This window comes from Streptomyces sp. NPDC004539 (assembly GCF_040610055.1).
GTDB lineage: Bacteria > Actinomycetota > Actinomycetes > Streptomycetales > Streptomycetaceae > Streptomyces.
Genome location: NZ_JBEXLS010000008.1, coordinates 160,791 through 177,489 on the forward strand (window position 1 = coordinate 160,791; position 16,699 = coordinate 177,489).

General features: G+C 67.7%; 18 protein-coding genes. 11 read left to right on the forward strand and 7 right to left on the reverse strand.

Annotated features, from left to right (window positions below):
- Positions 1 to 61: 61 nt before the first annotated feature.
- From ABZX85_RS18885 to ABZX85_RS18895, 3 genes are all read right to left on the reverse strand, one after another.
- Positions 62 to 694 (reverse strand): response regulator transcription factor, encoded by a 633-nt coding sequence (locus tag ABZX85_RS18885; protein WP_355869355.1) that lies wholly within the window; start codon positions 692 to 694, stop codon positions 62 to 64.
- 141 nt (positions 695 to 835) lie between these two features.
- Entirely contained in the window at positions 836 to 1,483 is a 648-nt protein-coding gene (locus ABZX85_RS18890; protein WP_355869358.1) for a hypothetical protein, read from the reverse strand.
- Between the two features lie 90 nt (positions 1,484 to 1,573).
- Positions 1,574 to 2,053 carry a hypothetical protein gene (locus ABZX85_RS18895; protein WP_355869361.1) on the reverse strand — a complete coding sequence of 160 codons (480 nt, stop codon included), beginning with the start codon at positions 2,051 to 2,053 and terminating at the stop codon, positions 1,574 to 1,576.
- Positions 2,054 to 2,436: 383 nt separating this feature from the next.
- Between ABZX85_RS18895 and secY the strand changes: the two genes are divergently transcribed.
- The 11 genes from secY (at position 2,437) to truA (ending at position 10,822) form a co-directional block, all read left to right on the forward strand.
- The gene (gene secY, locus ABZX85_RS18900; RefSeq protein WP_355869364.1) at positions 2,437 to 3,750 is read left to right on the forward strand and encodes a preprotein translocase subunit SecY; all 1,314 of its coding nucleotides are present in this window, start codon (positions 2,437 to 2,439) and stop codon (positions 3,748 to 3,750) included.
- Positions 3,750 to 4,421, forward strand: coding sequence for an adenylate kinase (locus ABZX85_RS18905; protein WP_355869367.1), 672 nt, complete (start codon positions 3,750 to 3,752; stop codon positions 4,419 to 4,421). Before secY ends, ABZX85_RS18905 begins: the two co-directional genes overlap by 1 nt.
- A 224-nt stretch (positions 4,422 to 4,645) precedes the next feature.
- Complete coding sequence (locus ABZX85_RS18910; protein ID WP_355869370.1) at positions 4,646 to 5,035, forward strand: hypothetical protein; 390 nt, start codon at positions 4,646 to 4,648, stop codon at positions 5,033 to 5,035.
- A 125-nt stretch (positions 5,036 to 5,160) separates the two neighbouring features.
- The gene (map, locus tag ABZX85_RS18915; RefSeq protein WP_355869372.1) at positions 5,161 to 5,997 is read left to right on the forward strand and encodes a type I methionyl aminopeptidase; all 837 of its coding nucleotides are present in this window, start codon (positions 5,161 to 5,163) and stop codon (positions 5,995 to 5,997) included.
- Between the two features lie 538 nt (positions 5,998 to 6,535).
- Complete coding sequence (gene infA, locus ABZX85_RS18920; RefSeq protein ID WP_003948620.1) at positions 6,536 to 6,757, forward strand: translation initiation factor IF-1; 222 nt, start codon at positions 6,536 to 6,538, stop codon at positions 6,755 to 6,757.
- 59 nt (positions 6,758 to 6,816) lie between these two features.
- Positions 6,817 to 6,930: a 50S ribosomal protein L36 gene (rpmJ, locus tag ABZX85_RS18925; RefSeq protein ID WP_004984509.1), complete on the forward strand. Its 114-nt coding sequence runs from the start codon at positions 6,817 to 6,819 to the stop codon at positions 6,928 to 6,930.
- Between the two features lie 195 nt (positions 6,931 to 7,125).
- Positions 7,126 to 7,506 carry a 30S ribosomal protein S13 gene (rpsM, locus tag ABZX85_RS18930; protein ID WP_355869376.1) on the forward strand — a complete coding sequence of 127 codons (381 nt, stop codon included), beginning with the start codon at positions 7,126 to 7,128 and terminating at the stop codon, positions 7,504 to 7,506.
- A gap of 70 nt (positions 7,507 to 7,576) precedes the next feature.
- Positions 7,577 to 7,981 (forward strand): 30S ribosomal protein S11, encoded by a 405-nt coding sequence (rpsK, locus tag ABZX85_RS18935; RefSeq protein ID WP_010354218.1) that lies wholly within the window; start codon positions 7,577 to 7,579, stop codon positions 7,979 to 7,981.
- A gap of 145 nt (positions 7,982 to 8,126) precedes the next feature.
- Entirely contained in the window at positions 8,127 to 9,149 is a 1,023-nt protein-coding gene (locus tag ABZX85_RS18940; RefSeq protein ID WP_003966937.1) for a DNA-directed RNA polymerase subunit alpha, read from the forward strand.
- A gap of 169 nt (positions 9,150 to 9,318) precedes the next feature.
- The gene (gene rplQ, locus ABZX85_RS18945; RefSeq protein WP_355869379.1) at positions 9,319 to 9,816 is read left to right on the forward strand and encodes a 50S ribosomal protein L17; all 498 of its coding nucleotides are present in this window, start codon (positions 9,319 to 9,321) and stop codon (positions 9,814 to 9,816) included.
- A 139-nt stretch (positions 9,817 to 9,955) separates the two neighbouring features.
- The gene (gene truA / locus ABZX85_RS18950; RefSeq protein WP_355869382.1) at positions 9,956 to 10,822 is read left to right on the forward strand and encodes a tRNA pseudouridine(38-40) synthase TruA; all 867 of its coding nucleotides are present in this window, start codon (positions 9,956 to 9,958) and stop codon (positions 10,820 to 10,822) included.
- Here truA and ABZX85_RS18955 read toward each other — a convergent pair.
- From ABZX85_RS18955 to ABZX85_RS18970, 4 genes are read right to left on the reverse strand one after another with little or no spacing between them, the layout of a single operon-like run.
- A complete protein-coding gene (locus ABZX85_RS18955; protein ID WP_355869385.1) occupies positions 10,800 to 12,818 on the reverse strand; it encodes an acyltransferase family protein in 2,019 nt (672 codons plus the stop codon). The genes truA and ABZX85_RS18955 overlap by 23 nt on opposite strands.
- On the reverse strand, positions 12,815 to 13,927 hold the full coding sequence (locus tag ABZX85_RS18960; RefSeq protein WP_355869388.1) for an NDP-sugar synthase: 1,113 nt from the start codon (positions 13,925 to 13,927) through the stop codon (positions 12,815 to 12,817). The genes ABZX85_RS18955 and ABZX85_RS18960 overlap by 4 nt, the downstream gene beginning before the upstream one ends.
- 19 nt (positions 13,928 to 13,946) lie before the next feature.
- Positions 13,947 to 15,152, reverse strand: coding sequence for a hypothetical protein (locus ABZX85_RS18965; RefSeq protein WP_355869391.1), 1,206 nt, complete (start codon positions 15,150 to 15,152; stop codon positions 13,947 to 13,949).
- Between the two features lie 22 nt (positions 15,153 to 15,174).
- Complete coding sequence (locus tag ABZX85_RS18970) at positions 15,175 to 16,626, reverse strand: glycosyltransferase family 2 protein (protein ID WP_355869394.1); 1,452 nt, start codon at positions 16,624 to 16,626, stop codon at positions 15,175 to 15,177.
- Between the last annotated feature and the right edge of the window lie 73 nt (positions 16,627 to 16,699).

The window sequence follows — 16,699 nt, forward strand, 5'->3', positions numbered from 1 at the left end:
TCAGCCCTACCCCACTTCTGTGGGGTAGGGCTGATGCCGCTTTCGCTCTGGTACTAACCCGTCAGGCAGCGCTTGTCGCTGAGAACCCTCGTGCCTTCAGGCACGCCTGAAGGCGGCTCCCGACGTCGAGCTTGGCCAGCACTTGGGTCACGTACATTTTCACCGTGGCTTCCTTGATTCCGAGTTCTTTGGCAATTCGCCGATTGCTCAGGCCATCGGAGAGAAGGTCCAGTACTTCCTGTTCCCGAGTGGTCAGCTGCGGGAACTGGACTCGGTAATTGACGAGTTCTTCTGTGACGTCGTGAGGGAAGTAGGTGAACCCCGCGAGAGCGGCGGAAAAGGCCCTGTCGAAGTCTTCGGAGGTTGCTCTGGAGGGAAGGAACCCGCAGAGACCTGCTGAGACATTCGGCGGGTTGATACGGCTGTTGGTCGAGTTGCCGAACGTGATGATGCGACACCCTCCGGTCAGCTGCTGAAGCCGGACCAAGGTCAGCTGCTCTCCGTCGGGCAGACTGGCTGGACCGAGCAGGACGACATCGGGTGTGCTGTGAGCGGCCGCGATGTAGAGGCCAGTGGTTGTACTGGTGTTGACAGTCGCTACGTACCTCAGTTGTTCCACGACGTGGACAACCCCGAGTGTGCGTATGGGATGGTCGTCGACTACGAGGATAGTGGCGCTTTTAGTGTGGTTCATTTTCCCCCCCATGACCCCGTGCGGTGGGTAGGGGCGGAAATGGTTCGGTCGGCCCGCCCCTCCTACGGTCAGGAGTTTAACGGAACCCTAAAGTTTCCGGCATGACGATTTAGCGGAATGGAATGTTCCGATCCTCTGCTATCACGAAGGTGAGCCGACTCTTGTCGTGGGTCGACATGTCCGCCACTCCGCACGCCACTCGGGGAAGGCTGCGGAGTCGCTCATCCCAGTGTTCCGGATTGTGGTTCCGATCTCGCCGCCGGGACCCTTGATCTCGATGGTACGGTCCGGATAGGAACCACCGTTGTCCGTATATGCCACGGTCATCAGCCCGGTGGTGGTTTCCCAGGTCGCTCCCCCCGCCGACTGCTTCTCGGCAGTCGGGGGAACAGTGGAAGGGCCGAACAGTTCGGAGGTGATGACGTCGAGACTGTCCGGGATGGGGGGAGGGGTGGGTTCCTCGCTCGCCCGACAGTGAGCCCAGTCCCGCACCGCGATCTTCTCCGGGTGGCTCGTGACCCAGAGACGTTCCTCCGCGACGACGCCGTCGACCGTGATGACGAACCGGAGGGCCCTGACCGCGTCGGCCCGGTGCTCGGCGAAGATGTCCACTTGCCGGGTGGTCGGCTCAGGTTCATCGAGCAACGTCGTCTCACTGAATTCAATGAGAGTGACAGAGACGGCATCAGGGGAACCCTGGTCGTCGTCAGAAACGGCCATGACAAGGCCGCCGACTGTCATCAACGCCGCGACGACCGCCGCAAGCGCTGGCAGACTCTTCTTGGTCATGCTCCCTTGTCTCCGGATAGGTCTGGGGCAGAGACGGCAAGGGGGTCGCCCGTACCGTGACAGGCGACCCCGTGCTCGCTTCGGGAAGCGTCAGCAGTTGAAGCGGCGCTCCGGTCCGTGACCGATGCCGACTCGCGGCTCATCGCCCGTCGAGCCACCCCGGACGGTGCCTTCCACCCGGTAGGTGAAGGTGCCCTCTCCCTGGCACTTCCACTGAAGGATGCGCTCAGAGGGGCGGTTGCCCGCCCAGGTGTCCTTCTTCAGCCCCGACCAGCCGTGCCAGCGGTGGTACTGGAGCGTGGCACCCAGGGAGTAGCCGTTGCAGTTGTTCACGGTGTTGTACTTGCCGCGCGCGTGATCACTGCGACCGGTGGCCGCGATGTTCTCCTTCCACGGCTTGCCCAGCTTGAGGGTGCAGAGCGCGGCTTGGGGCACGACGACCCCGTCGCTGGCCGCGGGTGTTACGCGCAGCAAGGAGTTCGCGCCGTCCTCCGGTGCGAAGTCGCCCTCATCCACCACGGCAGTGGTGGTTTCCTCCGGCACGATCTCTGCCGCCGTGGCACCAGACATCGCGAGAAGCAGAGCGGCTCCTGCCGTCGTCGCGACTGTCAGAGACCTCATCATGGTCAATCCCCCAAGTGGTCGACTCTGCGGAGTGGTTCCCAGCGATTGAGCCGGTTCCGCCCGAACAGTTTTACGGGGGTGATCTTCTGTGTCATCACGGCACTTCGTCGGGCGGTGCGCCCGACGAAAGTCGTACGACCGCAGTGGCGGCCGCCTCCTCTGCCGACGGGGCCGAGCGATGTTTCCTGCTGGTACCGGGGGCCGGTAAGGTAGCCGTTGCTACTATCCCGGCAGTCTGTGCTCGTGGCGTGAGGCTGCCGTGTCCCGTGCTCGCTCATATACCTAAACCGTCACCTCACGCGCGTAACGCGGGGGTCGCAGGAGGCACCGTGCTCACCGCGTTCGCCCGGGCGTTCAAAACGCCCGACCTGCGCAAGAAGCTGCTCTTCACGCTCGGCATCGTCGTGGCCTACCGGGTCGGTACCCACGTTCCGATCCCGGGCGTCGACTACAAGTCCGTCCAGCAGTGCGTGGACGAGGCGTCCGGCAATCAGAGCCTCTTCGGGCTGATCAACATGTTCAGCGGCGGCGCGCTGCTCCAGATCACGATCTTCGCGCTGGGGATCATGCCGTACATCACGGCGAGCATCATCCTCCAGCTGCTGACCGTCGTGATCCCGCGCCTGGAAGCCCTCAAGAAGGAGGGTCAGGCGGGTACCGCGAAGATCACGCAGTACACCCGCTACCTGACCGTGGCGCTCGCCATCCTTCAGGGCACCGGTCTCGTCGCCACCGCCCGCAGCGGCTCGCTCTTCTCCGGCTGTTCGGTCGCGAGCAGCATCGTGCCGAACCGCGACATCTTCACCACCATCGTGATGGTCATCTGCATGACCGCCGGTACCGCCCTCGTCATGTGGCTCGGTGAGCTCATCACCGACCGCGGCATCGGCAACGGCATGTCCATCCTGATGTTCATCTCGATCGCCGCGACGTTCCCCTCCGCGCTGTGGTCCATCAAGAAGCAGGGCGACCTGGCCAACGGCTGGATCGAGTTCGGCACCGTCATCGCCATCGGCCTCGTCATGGTCGGTCTCGTCGTCTTCGTCGAGCAGGCGCAGCGGCGCATCCCGGTCCAGTACGCGAAGCGGATGATCGGCCGCCGGTCCTACGGCGGTACTTCGACCTACATCCCCCTCAAGGTGAACCAGGCGGGTGTCATCCCCGTCATCTTCGCCTCGTCGCTGCTCTACATCCCGGCACTCATCGTCCAGTTCTCCAACTCCACGGCGGGCTGGGCGAACTGGGTCAAGCAAAACCTCGCCGACACGGCGGCACCCGTGCACATCGCGCTGTACTTCCTGCTGATCGTCTTCTTCGCCTTCTTCTACGTCGCGATTTCCTTCAACCCCGAGGAAGTTGCCGACAACATGAAGAAGTATGGTGGATTCATCCCGGGCATCCGGGCTGGCCGACCGACCGCTGAGTACCTCTCCTACGTGCTCAACCGGATCACCTGGCCGGGTTCGCTGTACTTGGGCCTGATCGCTCTCGTCCCGACGATGGCGTTGGCTGGTTTCGGGGCAAACCAGAACTTCCCGTTCGGCGGTACCAGCATCCTGATCATCGTGGGTGTCGGTCTGGAGACCGTGAAGCAGATCGAGAGCCAGCTCCAGCAGCGCAATTACGAAGGGTTCCTCCGCTGATGCGAATCGTCCTCGTCGGGCCGCCGGGTGCCGGGAAGGGTACGCAGGCCACTCGACTCTCCGAGACACTGCGCATCCCCCACATCTCCACGGGCGACCTGTTCCGCGCCAACATCAGCCAGAAGACCGAACTCGGGAAACTCGCGAAGTCCTACATGGACAAGGGCGAACTGGTGCCGGACGAGGTCACCATCGCCATGGCCAAGGACCGGATGCGGCAGGCGGACGCCGAGGGCGGCTTCCTGCTCGACGGGTTCCCGCGGAACGTCTCGCAGGCCGAGGCGCTGGACGAGCTGCTGACGAGCGAGAGCATCAAGCTGGACGCGGTGCTGGACCTGGAGGCGCCCGAGGAGGAGGTCGTCAAGCGGATCGCCGGCCGGCGGGTCTGCCGTACCGACTCCGCGCACGTCTTCCACGTGTCGTACAAGAAGCCCGCCGTCGACGGTGTCTGCGACATCTGCGGCGGTGAGCTGTACCAGCGCGAGGACGACTCCGAGGACACGGTCCGTACGCGGCTGGAGATCTACCACACGCAGACCGAGCCGATCATCGACTACTACAAGGCCCAGGGCCTGGTGGTGACCATCGAGGCGATGGGTCCGGTGGACGAGGTGACGACGCGGGCGCTGGCCGCGTTGAAGCGTGAGGGCGACGGACCGGCCGGCGAGTAGGCCGTCCGTCTCCTGATGAACCCCCGCTGTCCCTGAGGGACGGCGGGGGTTCTTTTGTACGCGCTTTGCCGGATCGTTGATTGTCTGTGGACACGCAAGATCCCCATGGCTAGGGTCATGCCTGACCAACGGGGGAAACGGTGGTCGGTGGCGTTCTGTGGCGCCAACTTCCGTATGCCCCCGTGCAGTTGAGCCGTTTCTCGGCTCTTCAACGGGGAGACCACATGAAGACTCTGATCAACAGGGACCTGCTCAAGCGCGGTGGCATCGTCGCCGCCTCCGCCGCCGTGCTCGTCGGCATCGGGTCCGCGCCGGCCATGGCGTCCAACGTCAGCATCAGCCTGCCGAACGGCCGCGGGACGATGACCTTCATCGACGACGGTGACAAGTTCCGCGTCTGTGACACCAAGGTCGACGACCACGGGGTCACCGGGTACGTGCGGCAGCTGCGGGCCGACGGGCGGATCGTCACGATCCTGACCATCGACGACGGTGGCGACAACGGCTGTGACACGAAGAGCGTCGACCTGCTCGGGCGCACGCCGCACGACATGGTGCTGTGCTGGAACGGTGGCGGGGCCTGTGTCGTCTCGCCGGTGATCCGCGAGAGCTGAGTCTCCGCTTCGCCTTGCTCCTGAAGCCCCGGTCGAGTGCACCGACCGGGGCTTCGGCGTACGTGTGTGCGTGGGCGTATCCTGAGGTGCCGAAAACGATCGTGGCCCAGGAGGCGCAACCCAGCATGGTGCAGATCAAGAGTCCCGAGCAGATCGCCAAGATGCGCGCGGCGGGGCTGGTCGTCGCGGCGATCCACGCGGCGACGCGGGAGGCGGCGGTGCCGGGGGCGTCGACGAAGGATCTCGACGAGGTCGCGCGCAAGGTGATCGCGGAGCACGGGGCGAAGTCGAACTTCCTCGGGTACGGGGGGTTTCCCGCGACGATCTGTACGTCCGTGAACGATGTCGTGGTGCACGGGATTCCGTCGGACGAGGTCGTGCTGAAGTCCGGGGACATCATCTCCATCGACTGTGGGGCGATCGTCGACGGGTGGCACGGGGACGCGGCGTACACGGCGTTCGTGGGGTCGGGGCACGCGCCTGAGCTGGTCGAGCTGTCGCGGGTGACCGAGGAGTCGATGTGGGCCGGGATCGCGGCGATGAAGCTGGGGAACCGGCTGGTCGATGTGTCGCGGGCGATCGAGACGTACATCCGGCGGCAGCCGAAGGCCGGGGGCGGGCGGTACGGGATCATCGAGGACTACGGCGGGCACGGGATCGGTACGGAGATGCACATGGACCCGCATCTCCTCAACTACGTCGACCGTAAGCGGGGGAAGGGGCCGAAGCTGGTGCCCGGGTTCTGCCTCGCGATCGAGCCGATGGTGTCGCTCGGGACCGCCAAGACCGAGGTCCTCGCGGACGACTGGACCGTCATCACGACGGACGGGACGTGGTCGTCGCACTGGGAGCACTCGGTCGCCCTGACCGAGGCCGGGCCCCTCGTCCTGACGGCTCCCGACGGGGGCAAGGCGAAGCTGGCGGAACACGGGGTGACGGCAGCGCCGGACCCGCTGGGCTGAGGGGAGGGCTCCGCCGGTGGGGCCGGGTGAGGTGTGGTGGGGCCGGATGAGGTGGGGGTGGGTTGGGGTTGTGGGGTGAGTGCGGGTTGGCTGTGGCTGGTCGCGCAGTTCCCCGCGCCCCTAGGGTCCGCTGGGGTGACCGAAGTCTGTCGGGTGCCGCCGCGCTGAGCTTCCCCGAGTGACTACGCTCGCCCGCCGCCCGCCGCCCGCCGCCCGCCGCCCGCCGCCCGCCGCCCGCCGCCCGCCGCCCGCCGCCCGCCGCCCCCCCCCCCCCGCCCGCCGCCCGCCGCCCGCCGCCCGCCGCCCGCCGCCCGCCGCCCGCCGCCCGCCGCCCGCCGCCCGTCCGCCCGCCGCCCGCCGCCCGTCGGTCGTCCGGCTGTTTGGGGGGTGGGGGGCTTAAGGATCTCGTTCTTGGGGCATCCTCCTCGATTCGTCTTTCTGGGTGGGGTGACGTAGACTGACGCGTCGGCTTTCGTGCATTCGTGTGTCTGGATGCAGTAAGGGAGTCGATCTAGGTAGTCGATTCGAAGGGCGAAGCGTGGCCAAGAAGCAAGGTGCCATCGAGATCGAGGGCACTGTCGTCGAGTCTCTTCCGAACGCGATGTTCAAGGTCGAGCTCCAGAACGGCCACCAGGTCCTGGCCCACATCAGCGGAAAGATGCGGATGCACTACATCCGTATCCTCCCTGACGACCGGGTCGTGGTGGAGCTTTCTCCGTACGACCTCACGCGTGGCCGGATCGTCTACCGCTACAAGTAGATCTTGCCCGCATCCCGCCTCGGCGGGGTGGTGGCACTGACCCGGAGAACCTCAATCCCATGAAGGTCAAGCCGAGCGTCAAGAAGATCTGCGACAAGTGCAGGGTGATCCGCCGTCACGGCCGGGTCATGATCATTTGCGAGAACCCGCGCCACAAGCAGCGCCAGGGCTGATCGCAACCCGATCCACACCCTCTGCATCCGCAGAATCTTCGCGCGACGCGAGCTGAATTGTTCATATGCAGAGTCCAGGTGCCGATGTGTGCCTGATACCCCCGGCTCGGAGGCCGGGGACCTGGTCCGTACCTGATACGGCGGGCCGGGAGCCGGCTCTGTGGAAGACCTCCGACGATCACCAGGAGCCATTTAATGGCACGCGTTTCCGGTGTTGACATCCCGCGCGACAAGCGCGTGGAAGTCGCCCTCACCTACGTGTTCGGCATCGGCCGGACCCTCTCGCAAGAGACGCTGGCTGCGACCGGCATCAACCCCGACACCCGCGTCCGCGACCTGAGCGAAGAGCAGCTCGTCGCGATCCGCGAGTACGTGGACGCCAACATCAAGACCGAGGGTGACCTCCGTCGCGAGGTCCAGGCCGACATCCGCCGCAAGGTCGAGATCGGCTGCTACCAGGGTCTGCGCCACCGCCGTGGCCTGCCCGTCCGCGGTCAGCGCACCAGCACGAACGCCCGCACCCGCAAGGGCCCGCGTCGCGCCATCGCCGGCAAGAAGAAGCCGGGCAAGAAGTAGTCCGCAGCGGACTTCGCTTCACCAGCGGTCTTCGCTGTAGGACCGACCACCTCCCCGTAGGAGTTTGTAGATGCCCCCCAAGGGTCGTCAGGGCGCTGCCAAGAAGGTGCGCCGCAAGGAAAAGAAGAATGTCGCGCACGGCCAGGCGCACATCAAGAGCACGTTCAACAACACGATCGTGTCCATCACGGACCCGGCCGGCAACGTGATCTCGTGGGCCTCCGCCGGGCACGTCGGCTTCAAGGGCTCCCGCAAGTCCACGCCGTTCGCCGCGCAGATGGCCGCCGAGTCGGCCGCCCGTCGCGCGCAGGAGCACGGCATGCGCAAGGTCGACGTCTTCGTCAAGGGCCCGGGCGCCGGTCGTGAGACCGCGATCCGTTCCCTCCAGGCCACTGGCCTCGAGGTCGGCTCCATCCAGGACGTCACGCCCACCCCGCACAACGGGTGCCGTCCGCCCAAGCGCCGCCGCGTCTGACGCAGGCTGCTTGGTCTGAGGTTTTCGGGCGGTACGGCTCTGTAAAAGGGTCGTATCGCCCGTACCCTTGTAACAGCAACACATGGGGCTCCGCCCCGGGCAAGGGCGTCAAATAGTGGGCGCCCATGACTGAAGGACTCATCACATGCTGATCGCTCAGCGTCCCTCGTTGACCGAAGAGGTCGTCGACGAGTTCCGCTCCCGGTTCGTCATCGAGCCGCTGGAGCCGGGCTTCGGCTACACCCTCGGCAACTCCCTCCGCCGTACGCTCCTCTCCTCGATCCCCGGTGCCGCTGTCACCAGCATCCGGATCGACGGTGTCCTGCACGAGTTCACCACCGTGCCGGGCGTCAAGGAGGACGTCACCGACCTGATCCTCAACATCAAGCAGCTGGTCGTCTCCTCGGAGCACGACGAGCCGGTCGTGATGTACCTGCGCAAGCAGGGCCCGGGTCTGGTCACCGCCGCCGACATCGCGCCTCCGGCCGGTGTCGAGGTGCACAACCCCGACCTCGTCCTCGCCACGCTCAACGGCAAGGGCAAGCTGGAGATGGAGCTGACGGTCGAGCGTGGCCGTGGTTACGTCTCCGCCGTCCAGAACAAGCAGGTCGGTCAGGAGATCGGGCGTATCCCGGTCGACTCGATCTACTCGCCGGTTCTCAAGGTCACGTACAAGGTCGAGGCGACTCGTGTCGAGCAGCGCACCGACTTCGACAAGCTGATCGTCGACGTCGAGACGAAGCAGGCGATGCGTCCGCGTGACGCGATGGCCTCCGCCGGTAAGACGCTGGTCGAGCTGTTCGGGCTCGCCCGTGAGCTGAACATCGACGCCGAGGGCATCGACATGGGGCCGTCCCCCACGGACGCCGCTCTCGCCGCGGATCTGGCGCTGCCGATCGAGGAGCTTGAGCTCACCGTTCGGTCGTACAACTGCCTCAAGCGTGAGGGCATCCACTCTGTGGGTGAGCTGGTTGCGCGCTCCGAGGCCGACCTCCTGGACATTCGTAACTTCGGTGCGAAGTCCATCGACGAGGTCAAGGCCAAGCTCGCGGGTATGGGGCTTGCGCTGAAGGACTCGCCTCCCGGGTTCGACCCGACCGCCGCGGCGGACGCGTTCGGCGCGGACGACGACGCGGATGCCGGGTTCGTGGAGACCGAGCAGTACTAAGAGCTCGGGCCTTCTGGTCCGTACTTGGGTGCGGGTGCGCTGTGCTTGATCGCGCAGTTCCCCGCGCCCCTGACTCCGAGCTTCGCTCGGATCTCTGACAGGCGACCGTCTGCTCAGATACTGACCCCGGTACCTCGTACGGCCGGGGCAGACACCTCAGGAGAATGAAATGCCCAAGCCCACCAAGGGTGCTCGTCTCGGTGGTTCCGCCGCGCACGAGAAGCTGCTGCTCGCGAACCTCGCGAAGAGCCTTTTCGAGCACGGTCGGATCACCACGACCGAGGCGAAGGCGCGTCGGCTGCGGCCGTACGCCGAGCGGCTGGTGACCAAGGCGAAGAAGGGTGACCTTCACAACCGTCGCCAGGTGCTTCAGGTCATCACGGACAAGAGCATCGTGCACACGCTCTTCACCGAGATCGGCCCGCGCTACGAGAACCGTCCCGGTGGTTACACCCGTATCACCAAGATCGGTAACCGTCGTGGCGACAACGCGCCCATGGCTGTCATCGAGCTGGTCGAGGCGCTGACGGTCGCGCAGCAGGCGACGGGTGAGGCCGAGGCCGCGACGAAGCGTGCGGTCAAGGAAGCCGACGAGGCGGCTGCGACCAAGGTCGAGGAGACCGAGGTTGTTGCTGAGGCGCCGGCCGAGGAGTCGAAGGACGCGTAAGCGTCTGCCGGGGACTGTTGTCGGGCGGCTGCGGCTTCGTCGTGGTTGTTCGCGCAGTTCCCCGCGCCCCTAGGTAAGTCAGGTGGGCCTGTTCCTATTAGGAGCAGGCCCGCTTTTGTTTGGCTGAGAGGAACTTTCCGTGAGTGATGACGTGCAGCCTGGATTCGTACGGGTTCGGCTCGACCTTTCCTACGACGGCACCGATTTCCATGGGTGGGCCAAGCAAGCCGGGGGGAAGCGGACTGTTCAGGGGGAGGTCGAGGATGCGCTCAGGACTGTTACGCGGTCGGGGGAGACCTCGTACGACCTCACCGTCGCCGGGCGGACCGATGCCGGGGTGCATGCTCGGGGGCAGGTCGCGCATGTGGATCTGCCGGAGGCGGTGTGGGGGGAGCATCGGGAGAAGTTGCTCAAGCGGCTCGCCGGGCGGCTGCCGAAGGATGTGCGGGTGTGGGGGGTCGCTGAGGCCGCGCCCGGGTTCAATGCGCGGTTCGCCGCGTTGTGGCGGCGGTATGTGTATCGGGTGGGGGATCAGGCCGGTGGGGTCGATCCGTTGCTGCGGAGTCATGTGCTGTGGCACGACTGGCCGTTGGATGTCGCCGTGATGGATGCCGCCGCCAAGTCGCTTGTCGGGGAGCATGACTTCGCCGCCTATGCCAAGAAGCGGGAGGGGGCTTCCACCGTGCGGGAGATCTTTGATTTCGGGGTGCGGCGGCGGGAGGACGGGGTTGTGGAGGTCGAGGTGCGGGCCGACGCGTTCTGTCACAACCAGGTGCGGTCGATGGTGGGGGCGTTGCTGTTCGTGGGGGACGGGCATCGGGACGGGGGGTGGCCTCGGCGGGTGCTGGACGCCGGGGTGCGTGACAGCGCCGTACATGTCGTGCGGCCGAACGGGCTGACGTTGGAGGAAGTCGCGTACCCGGCGGACGAGTTGCTGGCGGAGCGGCAGGTGCAGGCGCGCCGGGTGCGGGGGGTGGTGCACGTCAGCCGGCGAGGAGCTTCCTGAAGGCCGGTTCGAGGAACGGGGTGAGGGACTCGGCGTAGGTGCCGGTCATGTGGCTGTAGTCGAAGTAGACGACGCGGCCCCCGATGACGGCGGGGCAGTGGCCGTCGGCGCAGAACGCCGGAGTCGTGTCGATGACCTCGGCGCCGTGGGCCTCGGCGGCCTCGCGTTCCATGGCGCGCAGGGCGGGGTGGTCGAGGGCCTGTGAGGTGCTGGGGGTGCAGGAGGCGAGGGCGTCGGACTTCTCGGCGAGGCAGTCGGGGACGCTGAAGCCGGGGTAGGGGGTGTCGGTGAGGTAGACGAGGCGGGCGCCGGTGGCGCGGAGGGCGGCGAAGGTCCGGTCGGCGCCCGCGCGGGTGGCGGTGGGCTGGACGCGGTCGGCGACGACGATGACGTCCGGCCTCGTCTCCTTGAGGTGGGCCAGCGCGGACTTTCGCCAGCTCGCGCACTCGGTGTAGGCGCGGCCGAGGTCGTCACGGGTGATGTCGTACGCCTCGGGGGAGCAGCCGCCCTTGGCGAGGGTGATCACCTTGGCGTCGAGGTTCCGGCCGAGCCGGTCGAAGGCGTTGCCCCACTGCCAGGCGTGGGAGTCGCCGAGGACGGCGATGGTCTTCGCGCCGTCGGGGGAGCCCATGGCGCAGTCGTCCCGCATGACGAACGCGGTGACGTCGAGGTTGTCGATGCAGCCGTGCCGGGTCTGGTCGTCGGGGGCGTCGAGCAGGACGCTCTCGCTGACCTTCGGGGCGTTCCTGGCGGCGACGGCCTGGGCGACGGAGGCGGGGCCCTGATAGCCGGTCGCGGGGGTGTTCGCGGTCGTCGCGGTGGCCAGGTTGAGCGGGACCACGTGCAGGGCGAGGGCCATCACGCCGGCGGTGGAGGCGGTGAAGGCGCTGCCGGTGAGGACGCCCCGCCAGGGCCGGACGACGAGGTTGACGTTGTCGCGGAACTTCTTCTCGACGGCGTAGTGGGTGGCGACGGCGAGGAGGAAGGACAGGACGGCGACCCGGTAGCGGTCGGAGGTGGTGAACTCCCAGCCGATGATGTGCGGCCACAGGATCAGCAGCGGCCAGTGCCACAGATACCAGCCGTAGCTGACCTTGCCGATGAAGTCGAGGACCGGGTTGTCGAGGAGCTTCTCGGCGCCGAGGGCCGGGTTCGCGCAGCCGCCCGCGATGATCAGGGCCGCGCCGAGGACGGGGCCCGCGACCGCGTAGCCCGGCAGCGGGGTGTGCTCGGTGATGAGCAGGCCGGTGACGACGACCGTGCCGAGGCCGAGCCAGGAGACGGCCGCCGCGAGGCCCCGGGGGGTGCGGGAGAGGAAGGGTGCCCACAGGGCGACCAGGACGCCGAGGGCCAGCTCCCAGATCCGGGTGTGGGTGCCGAAGTAGGCGAGGGGCTGGTTCGGCGTCGTCGTGGTGTAGCCGAGCCAGAACGAGCCGCCGACCACCGCGAGGAGGAACACGCCGACCAGGACCCGGTTGCGCAGGACGAGCCGGCTCAGCCAGGCCGCGGTCACCAGCAGCAGCGGGGCCACCAGATAGAACTGCTCCTCGATGCCGAGCGACCAGAAGTGCTGGTACGGCGACTGGGAGCCGTCGTTCGCGAAGTAGTCGGTGCCGTTCTCGGCGAGCCGCCAGTTGATGAGGGAGACGGACGCGGCGAGGCCGTCGTCCATGTACGCGCGGAACTTGAAGGGGCTCGCGTACAGCCACGACAGCACGCCCACGGCGACGATCACGAACGCGGCCCCCGGCGCCAGCCTGCGGAAGCGCCGCGCCCAGAACTTCGTCAGCGACACCCTCCCCGTCCGGTCGATCTCCGCGAGGAGCTGGCTGCCGATGAGGAAGCCGCTGAGGACGAAGCTGACGTCCACGCCGCCGTGGATGTCGAGGATGCCGCAGTGCATCGAGACGACCATGAGGATCGCGACGGCGCGCAGGCCCTGGATGTCGGGGCGGTACTTGCGCAGGCGGTCAGGGGCCGAGCGGTGGCGGGTCACTGTTCTCCCGTGACTCGGTGGGCCGTGAGGCAGGCGGTGGCGGTGCCGGTGACGCGGACGCCGCCGGCGGGGATGCGGATACCGCAGGCCAGACGGAGCTGCGGGGGAAGTTCGTTGTGCGCGCCGATGTGGGAGTGGCAGCCCACGACGGTCTCGCGGAGGGTCGACCCGGCGCCGATGACGGAGTCGTGGTCGACGACCGACTCGTGGATGCCCACGCCGGGCTCGACGGTGACCCGCTCGCCCACGATCGAGCGGTGGACGACGCTGCCGGCGCCGATCACCGCGTACGGACCGACCGTCGAACCGCCGGTGACCTGGGCCGACGCGTGGACCGTCGCCGTCGGGTGGACCAGCGCCTCGGCCGGGGGGCCGACGAGCGGCGAGGTCGCCGTGCCGGTGATGAGGTCGGCGGAGCCGTGGACGAAGGCCAGCGGCGTGCCGAGGTCGCGCCAGTAGTCGTCCGTGGTGTGGCCGTACACCAGGCCGCCCCCGGCGACGAGGGCCGGGAACGTCTCCTGCTCGACGGAGACCTCACGGTCGTCCGGGATCGCGTCCAGCACCGACCGCCGGAAGACGTAGCACCCGGCGTTGATCTGGTCCGTCACGCACTCCGCGGCCGTCTTCGGCTTCTCCAGGAACGCGCGGACCCGGCCGCCCTCGGCGGTCGGGACCAGCCCGAACGCGCGGGGGTCCGCGACCCGGGTGAGGTGCAGCGTCACGTCCGCGCCGCGCGCCTCGTGGCGGCGTACGACGTCCCGGAGGTCGACGCCGGACAGGATGTCGCCGTTCAGGATCAGCACCGGGTCGTCGGGGCCGCCGCGCAGGAGCTTGCCCGCGTTGCGGATCGCGCCGCCCGTGCCGAGGGGGACCTCCTCGACGGCGTACGAGATCTCCAGGCCCGCGAAGTCGCGGAACTCGTCCTGGAAGAGGGCGGCGAGGTAGGAGGTGGCGAAGACCAGGTGGTCGACGCCCGCGTCCATCAGCTTGGCGACCTGGTGGCGGATGAAGGAGGTGCCGGCGACGCCGAGGAGGGGTTTCGGGGTGTGGTTCGTGAGGGGGCGCAGGCGGGTTCCCTTGCCGCCCACGAGGATGATGGCTTCTCGCATGGGGTGACTGCCTCGCTGGTCAGTTGGCGGGGGTTCCCGGGCCGGCGTAGGCCGAGGAGAAACAGGTCTTGATCGCGCGTTCGGTGAGGGGGCGGCCCGCGAAGTCCAGCCGGGAGGCGTGCCTGTCGTCCGGCGGGGTGTTCGGGTCGTCGTCGAAGTGGATCGACCACCAGTAGACGCCGCTCATCCGGCGCTCCCGGACGACCTGGCAGACGGCCGTGTACCAGGTCGCCTGGACCTCCGGGTTCACCGCCCGACGCGCGTAGAAGTCGCCGGGCGCGTGGTAGGCGCCGTCCATCGCGCCGATGCCCGCCTCGGCGACGGTGATCTTCGGGAGGGGGCCGGTGGACTTGCGGTCGAGCCAGGTGTTCCAGCCGTCGACGAGGGTCCGCACGGACGCCGTGTCGGGGACCTTGACCGGGAAGTAGGCGTCCACGCCGAGGTGGCTCACCGGCATGTCGATGCGGCCGGAGACGTAGTTGTCCCAGTTCGCGTCGTACGAGATCTCGCCCTTGTACGTCTTCTCGGCGGCCGTGACGAGCTTCTCCCAGCCCGGCTTGCCCTCCATGGAGTTCAGCTCGGTCGCGACGACGAAGGTGTTCGCCTTCTCCGCCTGGGCGACCGCGAGGTAGGGGGCGAGGAACTTCCCGTACGAGGTGAACCAGGCGGAGTTCGAGGCGGGGGTGATGTTGCCGCGCCAGTCGTCCGTCCTGATCAGGGCCCGCTCGTCCATGACGGGGCGGACCGTCGTACGGAAGCCCGCCTTCTGGAAGACGTGCAGGACCGTGCGGAGGCGTTCGGGGGAGGGGGTCTTGGCCTCGGCGGTCAGGGTGTTCGAGGTGGGGCTCTTCGTGAAGAAGGGGAAGGAGATCGAGACCGAGTTCGCGCCCAGGCCGACCAGGTATTTCGCCTGCTTCTCGGCCTGTTTCTCGATGAAGTCGGAGGAACGTTTCTGCGGTTCCTCCTCCCAGTAGATCTGCACGCCCCACTGAGGCATGCCGGGCTTCCAGGGCTCGGTGACCCGGAGGGTGGTGGGCGCGGGGGCGGCGGCCTTGGGGGACGCCGGGGAGGGCGAGCTGTCCGACGACGTGTCCAGGACCAGCTTCGGCAGGGCCGAACCGCCCTCCCAGCGGACCGGGTGGTCGCCGAGGAGGAACGGGGTGCCCAGGACGACGCTGAGGACCGTCACCGGGAAGATGGCGAGCAGGGGCAGGCGTGAGCGCATGATGTTCGGTTCCCGGGGGTCGTCAGGCAGGTTTGGCGATCACGACGAACTTGTTCTCCTCGCGCCTGGCGAACTTGATGAAGCCGCGCAGGCCACCGAGCCCCTCCAGCACCGAGAACACGGGGATCAGGGCGACCACGGCGATCGGCTCCCACCACTTGCGCCGCCCGCTGAGCGAGGCCAGCGCGTTCAGCCGCAGCCCCTCCCAGTAGGTCCAGATCACGTAGGCGAAGTTCAGGGCCCACAGCAGGACGACCGACTGGGTCACCGGCGAGGTGTTCATGTCGTTGACCAGCCAGCCGATCAGCAGGACCGCGCCGATGTGCTGGAGCGGGCCGAGAATCCAGGTCGCCACGCACACCGACAGGAACCAGCGGTAGCGCAGCGGCACCTTCCGGTTGACGCAGAGCGCGACCAGACCCCAGGCCCAGCGCTCGCGCTGCTTCACGAAGTCCTTGGCGTTCGCCGGGGAGGCTCCGTAGCAGCGGCCGTTGAACCAGTCGCTGCGGCCGGGGTAGCGGCGGCAGAAGGTCAGCGCGAGCCGGGCGTCCTCGACGATCTCCTTGGGCCCGAAGTCCCAGCCGATCTCCGCCTCGATCGAGGCCCGCAGCACCAGCAGCTCGCCGTGCACCCCGGCGGCCGGGGTCCCCATCCCGGTCAGCGCCCGGAACCGGGCGATGTCGTCGGCGGGGCGGACGGCGTCGGCGAGCCAGGTGAAGAGCGACACGGCGTTCTCGCGCGGGTAGGTCAGGATGCCCTGCGCCATGTGCTTCGCCTCGTCGGGGTGGGCGCGGCGCTGGCGGTTGACGAACTGGGCGAGGGCGGTCGCGGTGTCGGGGCCGACACCGGTGTCGTCGTCCATGTGCAGGACCCAGACGTAGTCCAGGGCCTCGCCCTCGGCGATGCGCAGCTCGTGGGCGTAGTGGTTGGCGCGGGCCTTGAAGCGGGTGCCGTTCGCCGGGACGTAGTCCTTCGGGACGGTGATCACCCGGATCAGGGGGTGGGAGGCGGCGAGCCGGTCGATCCTCTCGGCGGCCTCGCAGCCCTCCTCGGTGAGGATGTCGACGCGCAGGTAGGGGAACCAGTCGGGGAGGTGCTCGACGTACGACAGGACCGAGCGCTCCAGCGCCGGGTAGGTGTCGTGGCGGCCGATCGTCGGGCACAGGGCGATCAGGAAGTCCTGGTCGGCCGGGGCCGGCGGGGTCATCCGATCGCTGAGGCGGACCCGGCGGCGGATCAGCAGGGCGCCCTGGACGCCGACGAGGACACCGGCGACGGGCAGCGACCAGACGACGGTGAGTATCCAGCTCATCACCGAGTGGCTGGTCTGGTAGCTCCACAGGCCGAAGACGGCCAGCAACACGAACGGGATCAGGAACGGCAGGACGCCCGGCTTCCAGTCGGCCGTCCGCCTCGCGAGCTTCGCGCCGTGGCGGGAGAACGACGGGTCGCCCTCGACCAGAGTCGATGTCATGACAGGTACTCAGGCTTCCCGTGAGACAAGCGGTTGTTTTCAGCCGCTTCCCCCCACGGGATTCGGCCAGACA